The following is a 14,031-nucleotide window of genomic DNA, read 5'->3' as shown; positions in this document are numbered from 1 at the left end:
TTTGAATTGGGAATAACGATTTTCTAGCACAGTTGCTAGGATGGCGACACAACAAGATAAATGAGGTTTTAAAACGATGTCTCGTACATCTGTTGCTTTTGTGGGGGCAGCAACGTTGAGCCTTGGTCTGGCGATCGCCCCCCCTGTTTTAGCAGAAATGGAAGTGCAAGTGGCTCGCGACAGTAAAGGTCGTGTTTACACTGTGGATATGGATTCCCGTCGCTTTTATAGAAACAGCAATGGCATTATCCAAGTGGATTTTAGCCTCTCAACCCTTGGCGACGATTACTGGCATCGGGCAACGGCCTCCTGTAATCCCTACGATGTTAAGAGTGATTATTACGGCTGGGATTGGACGGGAACCAAAAGCTATCCTGCCGGGACGATAGCGGGTGATATTGCCCGTGCGGTCTGCCGCCGTTAACCTGCTGCGCCAATACCCCGTGCGAGGTCAGCGGGAGCAAAAACCCCTAGCTCTGTGATAATGCCACTAATTAAATGGGCAGGGGTAACATCAAAGGCAGGATTGTAAAAATCTACCCCAGCAGGGGTAATGCGGCTAAACCCCACCTGATAAATTTCTTGGGGGTGTCGCTCCTCAATGGGAATTTCCGCTCCAGTGGCAATTTTGGTGTCAATTGTTGAAAGGGGTGCGGCGACAAAGAAGGGAATGTTGTGGGCTTTGGCGGCTAGGGCAACGCTGTAGGTACCGATTTTGTTGGCGGTATCGCCATTCAGGGCAATGCGATCGGCACCCACCACCACCGCATCAATCATCCCCCGCTGCATACAGTGCGCCGCCATCGTATCGGCAAGCACGGTGACGGGAATGCCCTCTTGGACACATTCCCAAGCGGTTAACTTAGCCCCTTGAAGGCGGGGACGGGTTTCATCGGCATAGACCCGCTCTAAGCGACCCGCTGCCCAAGCCGCACGCACCACTCCTAGGGCAGTGCCATAGCCCGCCGTTGCTAGGGCCCCGGCATTGCAGTGGGTAAGCAGGCGTAATTTCTCAGGGGTTTTCGGCAGGACATGAAGACCATTTGCACCAATGGCTTGACAGGTTTGCACATCTTCACGGGCAATGGTTTGGGCGGTTTCTAGAAGGTGGTTCTGGAGTTCCTCAACAGTGGCTGTGGGCTGTTGGGCTGCTGCTAGCATGCGATCGATGGCCCAAAATAAATTCACGGCTGTTGGGCGGGTTTGCCGCAATTCTGAGGCAACCTTTTCAAGGTGTGCCAAGAACCCCTCGCGATCGCTCCCCCTGTATTCCCGTGCCCCTAAAACCATACCAAAAGCTGCTGCTACACCAATCGCTGGTGCACCCCGTACAATCATCGTCCGAATGGCGGTGGCCATCTCTGCTGCGGTGGTGATGTCCCTAAGTTCATACTGCTCTGGCAAGCGGGTTTGATCAATTAATTGCACGCGATCGCCCGCCCACACCACGGGAAAGATCGTTCCAATACCAATATTTGCCGTAACAGCCACAACAGCCTCCGTGCTCACTAAAATTGAATACAAATCATAACCCAAGGGAGAGCCTATTCAGGCTAGAATTTAGCCCCCTAGGCAAAGGTCAGTTCACCATTCACCTCGAGACGGGTAAATTGGTTGGGAATCAGAAACTGCTCTCCCAAGGCTTCCGCCACACTGGGAGTAATCCAGCCCAGTTGCTTCAATAGTTGAATGGCAACGGCATATTTAGCACGCTTAGCACCATCACTGACTTTAATTGCCAATCCCATCCCTTCACCGACACGACCTACACACTGAATCCCCTCAGCCCCGGACTTACTGAGGATTTCCCCCTCCGTAAGGCGCATCAGCTCGCTATCAAAGGCACCAGGACCGGCAACAAAATCAGGGTGATGGGTCATGGCACGAACGACGCGCTCCATTGCCCAGTCATTGCCCGAGGCCAGTTGGCCGTAAAGGGTAGCCATCTGCACCAGTTGCATCAAGTACGTGGGCGCCCCACAGTCGTCGTGGGCACAGATAAACTCGGCCGCTGGCATCTTCAGCAGTTCCGCCACCTTCGAGAGGATTAAGGTCTGGACGGGGTGATTTTTGTGGAGATAACTTGCCAATGGCCAATTGCGCTGTTGACAAACCGCCAGCATTCCCGCGTGTTTACCCGAACAGTTGTGCTGAAGTGCCCCTTGACGGCCGGGGGGAACGGGACATTGCAAAGCGGTGGGATCCACATCGGCACGCCAGAGGATGTTAAAGACTTGGCGGACTTGCTCAATACGGCCTTGGTGAGAGCTACAGATAATCGCAAGGTCGCGATCGCTCAAATCAAACCGCTCCATCGTTCCCGTGGTGGTCACTGCCAAGGCTTGAAAGGGCTTGAGGGCAGAGCGAATAAACGCAGCGGTTTCAGCATTTCCCGCAAGGGCAAGAATTCGACCTCGGACATCACAGACAACGGCATGGGCATGATGGCGCGACTCAACAATCCCTTCCCGCAGTAAGCAAATATCGAGGGCAGGGGCTTGGGTGCGTTTGGACATAGGTTCGGTCATGCGGGTAAATGAGCAACAATATCAGCAACAGCTACAGGAGTGCCCAAGAAAGGGCCAGTCCCAACGAAAAGATCACAAGCGCCAAAAGGGTCATCTGTAACCGTTGCAAAATCGGGCGCAACTCGTAGGTATAGATCAGGCGATCTTGGGCCAATTCAGCTTCGGGTTTTTGCCACTCTTGACCGTCATACCAGCCCGTTTCTTCATAGACCACGGTGGGACGTTGCAGGCGATCGCCGACGTAGGCCCAACCCAACACAAGGCGCAGGAGAATGAGTAACAGCAGGAAATTGGCGCCTAGGGCACCGGCCAAGAACGTCTGAATGGGTGCCTCTTTCAGAGAAAAGCTGGCGATCGCCACCGGTCCACTGACCAGCCAAGCCATCCCCCACAGCAGTAGCAAACGCCGTTGAAAACGCGGACGCGGCCAACTCGACCATTCAAAAAACCAAGAGGCTTTGAGGTCACGATATTCGTTGATCGGTCGTTGATCTGCCGGGACAGGACAGAGAATCTGAGACACAGTGGCACAAGTTCAAGGACGCTGTTTCCAGCATACCAGTCTCGCTGAAATCGTGGATCGCCACAGTATGCATGAAATCGGGCGATCGCCCCGTACACTAGAGGGTGTCACTTTCGCCTAGTGGGGCGGAAACTTTGTTGCTATATTGATTATTCCCTAACTCCCTTGCGGCACCGTTGATGGAATGGCACCAATCTGATGTTGCGCAATTACGGCTGATTGACCAGTTGCTGGCCGGGCACAACCTGAGTCCAGCACAGTACGATATTACGCGCCGTGTGATTTATGCGACGGGGGATTTAGAATATCTGAATTTGATTGTCTATTCAGAGCAGGCTCTGCAATCCGGTGTAGCTGCCCTTGCCGCTCATACCCCGATTGTGGTCGATGTCACGATGGTGCAGGTGGGGGTGCTCTCCTACACCCAAAACACCTTTGGCAACCCCATCTACTGCGGTGCTGAAACCTTTACCCGTCCGCAGCAGGAGAAGTCTCGCATTGCCTTTGGCATTGAAACCTTGGCACGGCGCCATCCCACAGCCATTTTTGTCCTCAGTAGTGATCATTCAGCCCTAGAACCCCTACTGACCCTAGTGGAAGCTCAGGAAATTCGTCCTGCCTTAATTATTGACGCTGCCCCCAATTTTCTCCCCCCCATTTTGGATCGGCTGCAAAAGTCTTGGGTGCCCCACATCTCCATTAAGGGTTGCAAGGGGGGTGTGAGCGTTGCCACAGCCATTATGAACGGTTTACTGAAGTTAGCTTGGACGGCCTATGGTGACCCCCTGCCCTGAGGCGAGTGACTGGCTCTGTATTGGCCAAATTGTCGGCGCCCACGGCCTGCGGGGGGAGGTCAAGGTCAAGCCCTTGAGTGATTTTCCCGAACGCTTTACAGTGGCGGGTTCTCGTTGGTTGCGATCGCCCCGGCAGCCCCAACCCTATGCTGTTACGCTCTTGCGCGGGCGATTTTTACCCCGTGCCGAACAGTTTGTGGTTACCTTTGCGGAAGTCAGCGATCGCAGCGCAGCGGAGGCGCTCAAGGGGGCAGAAATTTTAGTCCCCGCCAGCGATCGCCCACCCCTTGCGGCTAATGAATACCACCTCATGGACTTGATTGGACTCGCCGTGTATCACCAAGGTCAGAGGGTTGGCGAAGTGGTGGGCTTGGTCAATGCGGGCAATGACTTACTAGAAGTGCAGTTACTCGACCCAGCGCAAGAAGCCCCCCGATCGGTGTATATTCCCTTTGTGCCAGCCATCGTGCCGGTGGTTGATCTAGCAGCCCGAAGAATTGAAATTGATCCCCCCTTGGGGCTGTTGCCCTGATCAATCCCTACCAAAATCGTTAATAATAGGGATACTTCTATTTTTTTAGCCCCGACTCTTGAGATTGTTGTTGAGTGAGTTGCCCCAACCCATCCCTTAAAACCCGTTAATTCCACCTTGACGGTAGCCTTTACCTGAGCGATCGCGATCGCCCTACCGTTTGCCCTTTCGTAGAGATTTCAGAGCCTTTGAGAGACAGCATGAGCATTGGTAAAGTTCGCATTTATGACCTATCAAAAGAACTCAACCTAGATAATCGAGATTTATTGGCGATCTGTGAACAGTTGGGAATTGCCTATAAGAGTCACAGCAGCACAATTTCCGATGCCGATGCCGATCGCATTCGCGACGCTGCCAAAACCTATCAACCCCATAGTGCCCCTCCCCGTAAAGTTTCAAAAACACCGCCTCCAGTGAAGAAAGCCTCAGCCCCTCCAAAAACACAGCAGATTGTTGCTGTGCACACTCAACCCCGCTCTGAGATGCCAGAAGCGCCCAAGCCTCAATTACAACAACCTCCCGCTCGCCCCCAACCGCCGCAACCCCCTGCGCGACCCACTCCCCCTGAACCTGTTGCCACGAAGCCAGTGGAACCTGTGGCGCCCAAGCCCCCTACACCCCCCACAAAACCCGAACCGACACCACCGCGCCCAGCCCCTGCTTTAGTCCCTCCGCCCGCCCGCCCCACGAAGAAAGTGGAAAAAGTCGCTGCGGCTCCCCCGCCCCGCAAGGAGCTAAAGGAACCCCCTAAAAAAGAAAAGGTGGCGATCGCTCCCGCCAAACCCAGCAGTCAAGATCGCATTGAAATTGTCCAGCGGGCAGTTCCCCTTGCACCCGTCAAGCCTTCGGAAATAGCGCCCAAGCCCTCCATGCCGGAGCTACAACCGCCACCAGCAAAACCCATTCCCCCAGTCCTGCGGCCACCGAATCCACCGAAGCCCGTCATAGAGACCGTTGAGGTACTCGATGACAAGTCCGTTAGCAAAGTTATCAAAGACCGCCACCGTCACAAAGACTTTGATGATGAGGAAAACAAACGGAAATCCTCCCGCGTCGTCAAGTTGCGGGAAGAAGTTATTGATGAAGAAGAAGAACTCGAACTCACCAGCCGTTTGGTCGGGGTACACCAAGTAACGGTCGATGTCAGTCAATCACTGCAACGGCCACCCAAGCCCAAGGCGCCTCGTCCCGCCCGCCCCGTCACGCCAGCGGCGAAAACCGAAAAAAGCAGCGAGAAAAAACAACCCCGCCACCGCGATCGCCGTCACGAAGAGCCAGCCGAAGCACCACCGCCCGATCACATTACGATTGAAGGCCCGATGTCAGTGCAGGAGTTGGCCAGTTTAGTGCGTCGACCCGAAGCGGAAATCATTAAAATTCTCTTCTTTAAGGGGATTGCTGCCACCATCAACCAAACCCTTGAGGTGGAAACGATTGAACTCGTGGCCAAAGAATTAGGGATCACGGTGGAAACGGCACAGCACAAAGCCGAGGCCACAAAAGTCACCGAAATGCTGGAGTCGAGCGACCTCGATCACCTGCAACGGCGTCCGCCCGTGGTTACGATTATGGGTCACGTGGATCATGGCAAAACCAGCCTTCTCGATGCCATCCGCAATGCCAAGGTTGCCCAAGGGGAAGCAGGCGGTATCACCCAACACATTGGCGCCTACCACGTGGATGTCGAACACAACGGCGAGAAACATCAGGTGGTCTTTCTCGATACCCCCGGTCACGAAGCCTTTACCGCTATGCGGGCACGGGGGGCACGGGTCACCGATATTGCCGTTCTTGTTGTTGCTGCCGATGATGGGGTACAACCCCAAACCATTGAAGCCATTAGTCACGCCAAAGCAGCCAAAGTTCCGATCATTGTCGCCATCAACAAAATTGACAAAGAGTCTGCCCAACCGGAGCGGGTCAAGCAGGAACTCACTGAATACGGTCTGGTGCCCGAAGAGTGGGGCGGCGACACGATTATGGTGCCCGTCAGTGCCCTGCAACAGCAAAATCTCGATACGCTCCTAGAAATGATCCTGCTTGTGGCTGAAGTGGAGGATCTCTACGCCAATCCCGATCGCCCCGCCAAAGGCACCGTCATTGAAGCCCACTTGGATCGGGCACGCGGACCTGTGGCCACATTGCTGGTACAAAACGGTACCCTGCGGGTCGGTGATATTCTGGTGGCAGGTGCCTGTTTTGGTCGAGTTCGCGCCATGATTGACGATCGCGGGCAGCGTGTCGAGGCAGCAACCCCCTCCTTTGCAGTCGAAGTCTTGGGTCTGGCGGATGTCCCTGCTGCCGGGGATGAATTTGAAGTCCTCAGCGATGAAAAAGCCGCCCGTGCCCTTGCGGAGGAGCGAGCTGCCGCCCAACGCCAATCCCGCCTTGCCCAAGCCGCAGCCGCCCGACGGGTCTCCCTTACCTCGTTGTCCAGTCAAGCCCGCGAAGGGGAACTCAAAGAACTCAATCTCATTCTCAAAGCCGACGTTCAAGGTTCCGTCGAGGCGATTTTGGCGGCCCTCAACCAACTGCCTCAAGATCAAGTACAGTTGCGAGTCTTGTTGGCTGCCCCCGGCGAAATTACTGAAACTGATGTTGACCTTGCCGCCGCTAGTAGTGCTGTCATCATTGGCTTTAATACTACCCTTGCCTCAGGGGCACGCCAGGCAGCAGAACAGCACAACGTTGATATTCGCGAATACAACATCATCTATAAGCTCCTCGATGATATTCAAGGGGCAATGGAGGGGATGCTGGAACCCGAACTGGTTGAGGAAGAACTGGGTCAAGCTGAAGTGCGAGCTATCTTCCCCCTCAGCAAAGGGGCTGTGGCCGGTTGTTATGTCCTCAATGGCAAGCTCGTGCGCAACTGCAAAGTGCGGGTGCTGCGCCAGCAAAATGTCATTCACACGGGCATCTTGAGTTCGCTTAAACGGATGAAGGACGACGTCCGCGAAGTTGCGGCGGGCTACGAATGTGGTGTGCGCTTGGATGATTTCCAACAATGGCAAGAAGGAGATATTATTTACGCCTTCCAAACAGTGACAAAACGTCGTAGTCTTGGCAGCGGTAGCGATAGAAACTAAACTGAGTCAGAGTTGATCAATTGATAACTCTAAATTCATGATCAACCTGATGTGAGGAGAGCGCTATGGGACTGCACCGTCGTACATTTTTGCGCCGTATGGCACAGGGGATGGTGGCGATCGCGATCGCCACCACTAGTAAAACCCTACTTACGGCCTGTGCTGGCAACGTAGATTCAACCTCTGGAACCTCAACTACGGGCACCGTCTCCAGCAATGGTCTCCTCAATCCCGGTACATTGGCTTGGGGGGCTGAGGCCATTAGTGGTGCTCCCTACGTTTTTTACGACCCAGTTGATCCCAGTAAGTTGATTGGCTTTGAGGTGGAAATTGCCGACGCGATCGCCCACTTAATGGGGGTGAATGCGGTTTTTGTGGCCACTGCCTATGATCAACTGTCGGCTGCCCTTGCCGCCAACCGCTTTGATATGATTCTCAACGGTTGGGAAATTACCGCGGATCGCGAGCGCACGCAACTTTTTTCCCAGCCCTACTATCGCTATGGCCAACAGATTGTGGTGCGAGCAGATGATCCCCGTTTTCAGCAATACACTGCCACCAGTGAAGTCACACTTGCGAATCTGGCAGGCATGACTGTTGGCACTGGCATTGGCTACAAAGCCCAAGAAATTCTTGAGAAAGACCCCAAGATTAAAACCCGTGCCTACGATGGCAACTTACCCTTTGATGATCTAGCTCAGGGGCGCATTGATGCAGTGATGCTGGACTACCCGATTATTGCCTACTATATTCTAGGTTCAGGCCCTGGGGGAACCGTCAATCCTGCTTTGCGTCCGATTGGTGCCCCAATCTTTTTGAATAACTATGTGATTGCCTTTAACGCCAATAGTCCTAAGGGGGAAACCCTAAAAACGGAGGTCAACCAAGCCCTCGACCTCCTCAAAAAAGACGGCACATTGCGACGCATTTATGAAAACTGGAAACTATGGAATGATCAACAGACTCAAATTGGTATTGTTTAGGCAGTAACTTATAGGCGTAACCCAGAAGTTTCAATGGAACTCATCCAAGCCGCCCTACCGGCCTTTTTGCGGGGGGCACTGAATACGCTAATTTACTGTGGCATTTCCTTTCCCCTAGCCGTGTTGCTAGGCATTGTCCTCGCAGCCATGACCACCTCACCCTTTCTGTTTCTGCGTTGGCCGGCCGTAGGCTTTATTGAATTGATGCGCAACACCCCAATGATTACCCAACTCTTGCTCCTGTACTACGGTGTCGGTGCAGTATTGGCCCAAATGAACCTTGCCTCTTGGGTGAATGCGTGGACAGCAGGGGTGACGGCCTTGGCTTTGAACTATGGCGCCTATGAAGCAGAGGTCTTTCGGGCGGGGTTGCAGGCGGTGGACGTGGGTCAACGGGAAGCTGCCCTCTCTTTAGGCATGAGCCAGCAACAGGGATTTGTCCGCATTATTCTCCCCCAAGCGATTCAGATTGTGATCCCACCGTTGATTAATGACTTTATCTACATGCTGAAGGATTCAGCCATTGTCAGTGTGATTGCTGGGGTCGACTTGACGTCTGTGATGCGGGTATGGGTGATTCGCAACAGTAGCAATCCCTTTCCCCTCTATACTCTCGCCTTAATCCTCTACCTGTTGATGAGTTTGCCGATTGCGTCGTGGGGGCGACGTTTGGAGCAACGGCTAAAGGCTAAAATGTCCTAGAGCCTATATCATTCTGGAGCTGCTTTCTCTGTGAGCGATCGCCTGCACCTCACCCATTTACCCAGCCTCTCCACCGCAGGAGACGGCCAAGATGTGATCCGAGGTCTCACTCAGCAGCTCAAGTCTCTTCCCTCCTACTACTTCTACGATGCAGCGGGATCGCGCCTTTTTGAGCAAATCTGTGAGCTACCGGAATACTATCCTACGCGGACAGAATTGGGCATTTTAGAGACTGCCGCCGCGGCGATCGCCCAATTGACGGGAGCCTGTGAACTCGTGGAACTAGGCAGTGGCAGCGATCGCAAAATTCGCCTCCTCCTGTCCGCCTATGCCCATGTACAACCTCGGCTTTACTATCGTCCCATCGATGTCAGTGGCTCGATCCTCAAAACCAGTGCCATGGCTCTCCTTGCTGACTATCCCCAGCTCACCATTCATGGCCTTGTTGGCACTTATCAAGTGGGATTAGAACACTTACCACCGTCCTTAGCGCCGCGGCGCTTGCTCTGCTTTCTTGGCAGTACCATTGGCAACCTCTCCCCTGAAGACTGTCAAAATCTGTTTCAGCAAATTCACCACGTCCTCAAGGCTGGGGACTATTTCTTGTTAGGCGTCGATCTCATCAAAGATACCAGCATTTTGCTCCCCGCCTACAACGATGCCCAAGGAGTGACGGCTGCGTTTAACCGCAATATCCTCCATCACCTCAACTGGCGATTCCAAGGAAACTTTCAGCCCGAAGCCTTTGCCCACCGCGCCATCTATAACCCGATTGCCCAGCAAATTGAGATGTATCTCGACTCACAGCAGCAGCAAACCATCACTTTGGCTGCCCTTGATTTTCAGTGCACACTGGCCGCCAGTGAACCCATCCTCACTGAAATCTCCCGTAAGTTTGACCTTGCTGCCCTCAAGGAGGCATTAACCGCTGCTGGATTTCGATGGATCAACGCCTTTACTGATCCGCAGCAGTGGTTTGCCCTCTGCCTCTGCCAGGTTTAGAGCGAAGGCCTTTGGAATAGGTTAGAATCAGGGAGAAAAGCCGCCTTCATGGCTCAGGTTGCGGCGTTGATAGCTCAGCGTGGAAGGATTCTATGCCCATCGGAGTACCCAAAGTCCCCTACCGGATGCCCGGTGAACCCTACACCCAATGGATTGACATCTACAACCGTCTCTATCGCGAGCGGATTATTTTTCTTGGTAAAGAAGTCGATGATGAGATTGCCAACCAAATTGTGGCGGTGATGCTCTACCTTGACTCCGAAGATCCGGGCAAAGACATCATGCTTTACATCAACTCCCCCGGTGGCTCCGTCACCGCTGGCATGGCAATCTATGACACCATGCAACATATTAAATCCGACGTCGTCACCATTTGTGTGGGTCTGGCTGCCTCGATGGGGTCTTTCCTCCTTGCAGCCGGCACCAAAGGCAAACGGTTGGCACTGCCCCACTCCCGCATCATGATCCACCAGCCCTCTGGTGGCACCCGTGGTCAAGCCACGGATATTGAAATCGAAGCGCGCGAAATTTTACGGGTACGGCGGCAACTCAATGAGCTATATGCCTACCATACCGGCCAGCCCCTCGAAAAAATTGAGCGGGATATGGATCGCGACTTCTTCATGTCTGCCGAAGAGGCAAAAAACTACGGCTTGATTGATCGGGTGATTGAGGAGCGTCCCAACTAGTTTGCCTGCACTAGTGACATAAAACATTATTGAAATATTGAGGTTTACTATGTTGCAAGTCGCGCAAGCGTGCTGTAGGTATTCGCCAAAGCGTGCCGTAGGCATTAGCTTATCTGCTAGCAGCCTCCCTCTCCTGGCGGGTGCCCTCATCACCTTGGGAACGAGTCAGCCCGTGCGTGCCCAAGCCGCTAGCCCTCTGCCACCAGAAATGATGAAGACCACGGTTCAGCAGGTGAGTGACTCCCTTGCCAAATACGTGTCGGGAGCTAGTTGTACTGACATTGCCCAGTTGATCAAAATGCTCCCCACCAATGGCAGCAATCCAGCACCCGATCCCAACTCGATCATTGGTGCGGTCATGCTCTCAATTAAAAACAGCCCCGATCTGCAATCCATCATTGCCTCGCGGGTTGGACCACCGCTGATTAGCAAAGCAGTGGAATGCAATATGATTGCCCCTGAGCTAATTATGCAGGTGATGAGCCGATAACTGTCACAACTACAAGGAGAACCCCATGACTTGGCGTGCCACCACCACCGTCCCAGATCGGATTTTTGCCAGCTTGGCGTATTTGCTACCGCTCTTTTACGTCATGCCCTTTGGCGGCTTTTTATTTGAGTTGTTTCCGCCGCTGCAAGCACTGGTGTTGGTGGTACTGCCCGTTGCCTTGATCTACTCAATTCCCTTTGCGGGGCTACTTGTTTTTATGCTGTTGTACCTGCTAGTGGTACGCAACAACCGTATGAGTCTCTTTATTCGCTACAACACCATGCAGGCACTGTTGATGGGGATTGTGCTGTTTATTGTCCAACTACTGGTACAATTGCTGATCCGCGTTGCTAGTTTTGACCTGCTGATTAAAGTGCTCTTCAACTTTGTCTTTATTGCCACGGTGATTGGCGTCGTCTATGCGGTGGTGCAGTCTGTGCGGGGTATCTATGCCGAAATTCCCACGCTGTCGGATGCCACAAAAAGCCAAGTGTTTTAGGGGATGCGAGGGAGTCCCTCATCCCGTATGATCAGAAGTTGACGCTACGAGAAACGACAACATCATGGAAACACTCAAAATCACTGTTTATATCGTTGTGACCTTCTTTGTCCTGCTGTTTGTTTTCGGGTTCCTTTCGGGTGACCCAGCGCGTAACCCCAAACGTAAGGATCTTGAGTAATCCTCGCCAAAGGGGGTGGGCATCGGGTAACGTAACTAGGCAGTGGTCGTGAGGAAGTTTGGCCGTTGTTGTTCTTACCCCTTTTTGCTAGTCTGCCCCCCCCGACACAACCCGCAGAAATTACTGAGGTCATCGGCGCATCACAAGCGGATTTACTGGGAACGACAGTAGCCCCTGATCTCAGCAGTACAACGCCGATCAGCCCTAGGCCAACACCGGATTTTAAATCCCCCCTCCGCCTTGGGGAGGCCAATGCTGAAACGCCCGTTGTCCGTGATCAACCCTTAGAGGTGACGGCCGATCGCCAAGAGTTTGACCTGATGCGGCGATTGTTTAATGCCATTGGCAATGTCTTTCTCCGCTTCAAGGAAGCCGAACTCACCGCTGATCGTATTCAAACCGACATTGACGCCCAAATTCTGGTGGCGGAAGGCAATGTGACGATTACACGCGGTGATCAGGTCTTGCAAGGCGATCGCTTGGAATATAACCTCAGACTCGATCAAGGCTCTCTCACAAATGCCCGCGGCGTGGTCAATACCGCGCGGGTGGATCAAGACTTCAGCCTCACTCGTTCTCCTGACCCTCTACCCATTAGTACCCTTCTTGGCTTTGGCGCACAGGGCACAGCTCCCCAAGCAGAAGTAACGGAAACATTTGATCGGTTGCGCTTTGAGGCCGATCGCCTAGAATTTGATGGCCGTCGCTGGTTGGCGACCAATCTGCGGATTACCAATGATCCCTTTAGTCCGCCGGAACTGGAAGCACGGGCACAGGAAGCCACCGCCGAACCCCTCAGTGCCGATGAAACCGTGCTGAACGTACAACGGGGCAGAGTCGTTTTTGATCAGCGCGTGGCCTTACCAATTGTGCTTCGGCGATTTGTTGTCGGTCGCCCCTACGAAGTGTTGCCCTTTGAGTTTGGCTATGATGAGCAAGACCGGGGCGGGGTGTTTCTTGCCTATCGGTACAGAGCAATCAATACCCCCAATACCCAAGTTACCTTCCTGCCATCCATTTACTTAGAGCGCATCATTAACAACGACTTTGATCTCTTTGATGCCAAAAGTTATGGAGGGGCGATCGAGCTAGGGCATCGGTTCACTCCGCAGACTCGTGTACGCGGTTACGGCTTCTTGAATACACTAAACCCTAACGACTGGCCGAGTACGTCACGGGCAGGGGCAGACTTATTCCACAATCTTGATGCCCGCAATCTGCTGACCGTCTCTGCCATTTATCGTCAGCGCGTCTTTAATCGTTCCCTTGGGGAGCAGGAAATTACCAGTAGCTTTGGGGGCACGTTTAGCGGTACAGGCATTCCCTTAACTCAAGGCCTAGCACTCAGTTATCTTCTGGGAGGTCAATACGTCACGGCGGCCAGTGATGATCCATCCCTACCTCCTAAGCCAAGCCTAGGTCGTCTTCAAGCTGCCGCAAGTCTTAACTGGGCCATGCCCATTTGGCGGGGCACTCCCTTACCGCCTACGCGAACCCAAGGCCTGCGCTATAGCCCCCGTCCTGTACAACCCTTCTTGCAGTTTTATAGTCAGTTGGGCGGTGTAGCGAACTACTATACCAATGGCAGTACCCAACCCGCGTTAGTTGCAGGGGCAGGTTTTCGTGGTCAAGTGGGTCATTTTTCCCGTAATTGGTTTGACTACACCAGTTTTGATGTGGGATTTACACAGACATTGAGTGAGCCATCCTCACCTTTTCTTTTTGATCGGATTACGGACTTTAGTGTGCTCAATGTGGGATTGTTGCAGCAGATTTACGGTCCGCTGCGAGCGGGTGCCCAAATGCAGATTAATGTGGATACTGGCACAGTTTTCGATACCGACATTATTGTGGAATATAGCCGTCGCACCTATGGGGTGGTGTTTCGCTATAACCTCGATCGCCAGTTAGCGACGATTCTTTTGCGCATTAATGGTTTTAACTGGCGTGGCAATGCTGATCCCTTTTCCAGTCCTGGACTGGGCAGGGCGACTGATGGTGTGATTCGCTCCAATTAGG

The 14,031-nt window shown here is 53.3% G+C and carries 15 protein-coding genes; 12 read left to right on the top strand and 3 right to left on the bottom strand.

Features of this window, described 5'->3' with window-relative positions:
• Nucleotides 1–76: 76 nt before the first annotated feature.
• Nucleotides 77–424 (top strand): hypothetical protein, encoded by a 348-nt coding sequence (locus NBE99_RS00960; protein ID WP_250682658.1) that lies wholly within the window; start codon nt 77–79, stop codon nt 422–424.
• Here NBE99_RS00960 and mtnA read toward each other — a convergent pair.
• From mtnA to NBE99_RS00945, 3 genes are all read right to left on the bottom strand, one after another.
• Complete coding sequence (gene mtnA / locus NBE99_RS00955) at nt 421–1,491, bottom strand: S-methyl-5-thioribose-1-phosphate isomerase (protein WP_250682657.1); 1,071 nt, start codon at nt 1,489–1,491, stop codon at nt 421–423. The genes NBE99_RS00960 and mtnA overlap by 4 nt on opposite strands.
• A gap of 77 nt (nt 1,492–1,568) precedes the next feature.
• Entirely contained in the window at nt 1,569–2,516 is a 948-nt protein-coding gene (locus tag NBE99_RS00950; RefSeq protein WP_250682656.1) for an asparaginase, read from the bottom strand.
• 43 nt (nt 2,517–2,559) lie between these two features.
• Nucleotides 2,560–3,051: a CGLD27 family protein gene (locus NBE99_RS00945; protein WP_250682655.1), complete on the bottom strand. Its 492-nt coding sequence runs from the start codon at nt 3,049–3,051 to the stop codon at nt 2,560–2,562.
• A 179-nt stretch (nt 3,052–3,230) separates the two neighbouring features.
• Between NBE99_RS00945 and NBE99_RS00940 the strand changes: the two genes are divergently transcribed.
• From NBE99_RS00940 to NBE99_RS00890, 11 genes are all read left to right on the top strand, one after another.
• Nucleotides 3,231–3,845, top strand: a complete 615-nt coding sequence (locus NBE99_RS00940; RefSeq protein WP_250682654.1) for a precorrin-8X methylmutase — start codon at nt 3,231–3,233, stop codon at nt 3,843–3,845.
• The gene (gene rimM, locus NBE99_RS00935) at nt 3,826–4,377 is read left to right on the top strand and encodes a ribosome maturation factor RimM (RefSeq protein ID WP_250682653.1); all 552 of its coding nucleotides are present in this window, start codon (nt 3,826–3,828) and stop codon (nt 4,375–4,377) included. Before NBE99_RS00940 ends, rimM begins: the two co-directional genes overlap by 20 nt.
• Before the next feature lie 200 nt (nt 4,378–4,577).
• On the top strand, nt 4,578–7,466 hold the full coding sequence (infB, locus tag NBE99_RS00930) for a translation initiation factor IF-2 (RefSeq protein ID WP_250682652.1): 2,889 nt from the start codon (nt 4,578–4,580) through the stop codon (nt 7,464–7,466).
• Nucleotides 7,467–7,531: 65 nt separating this feature from the next.
• Entirely contained in the window at nt 7,532–8,449 is a 918-nt protein-coding gene (locus NBE99_RS00925; protein ID WP_250682651.1) for an ABC transporter substrate-binding protein, read from the top strand.
• Between the two features lie 33 nt (nt 8,450–8,482).
• Nucleotides 8,483–9,151 (top strand): amino acid ABC transporter permease, encoded by a 669-nt coding sequence (locus NBE99_RS00920; protein ID WP_250682650.1) that lies wholly within the window; start codon nt 8,483–8,485, stop codon nt 9,149–9,151.
• Nucleotides 9,152–9,181: 30 nt separating this feature from the next.
• Nucleotides 9,182–10,153: an L-histidine N(alpha)-methyltransferase gene (gene egtD, locus NBE99_RS00915; RefSeq protein WP_250682649.1), complete on the top strand. Its 972-nt coding sequence runs from the start codon at nt 9,182–9,184 to the stop codon at nt 10,151–10,153.
• 92 nt (nt 10,154–10,245) lie between these two features.
• Nucleotides 10,246–10,842 carry an ATP-dependent Clp protease proteolytic subunit gene (locus NBE99_RS00910; RefSeq protein ID WP_297047399.1) on the top strand — a complete coding sequence of 199 codons (597 nt, stop codon included), beginning with the start codon at nt 10,246–10,248 and terminating at the stop codon, nt 10,840–10,842.
• Between the two features lie 49 nt (nt 10,843–10,891).
• Complete coding sequence (locus tag NBE99_RS00905) at nt 10,892–11,332, top strand: hypothetical protein (protein ID WP_250682648.1); 441 nt, start codon at nt 10,892–10,894, stop codon at nt 11,330–11,332.
• A gap of 25 nt (nt 11,333–11,357) precedes the next feature.
• Nucleotides 11,358–11,831 carry a Tic20 family protein gene (locus NBE99_RS00900; RefSeq protein WP_250682647.1) on the top strand — a complete coding sequence of 158 codons (474 nt, stop codon included), beginning with the start codon at nt 11,358–11,360 and terminating at the stop codon, nt 11,829–11,831.
• A 64-nt stretch (nt 11,832–11,895) separates the two neighbouring features.
• Nucleotides 11,896–12,012 (top strand): photosystem II reaction center protein I, encoded by a 117-nt coding sequence (locus NBE99_RS00895; RefSeq protein WP_011056917.1) that lies wholly within the window; start codon nt 11,896–11,898, stop codon nt 12,010–12,012.
• 68 nt (nt 12,013–12,080) lie between these two features.
• The gene (locus NBE99_RS00890) at nt 12,081–14,030 is read left to right on the top strand and encodes a DUF3769 domain-containing protein (RefSeq protein ID WP_250682646.1); all 1,950 of its coding nucleotides are present in this window, start codon (nt 12,081–12,083) and stop codon (nt 14,028–14,030) included.
• Nucleotide 14,031 lies beyond the last annotated feature (1 nt).

Origin of the sequence: Thermosynechococcus sp. HN-54 (assembly GCF_023650955.1) — a bacterium.
GTDB lineage: Bacteria > Cyanobacteriota > Cyanobacteriia > Thermosynechococcales > Thermosynechococcaceae > Thermosynechococcus.
Note: the sequence above shows the minus strand (reverse complement) of the source record. Positions and strands in the feature narration are given on the sequence as shown.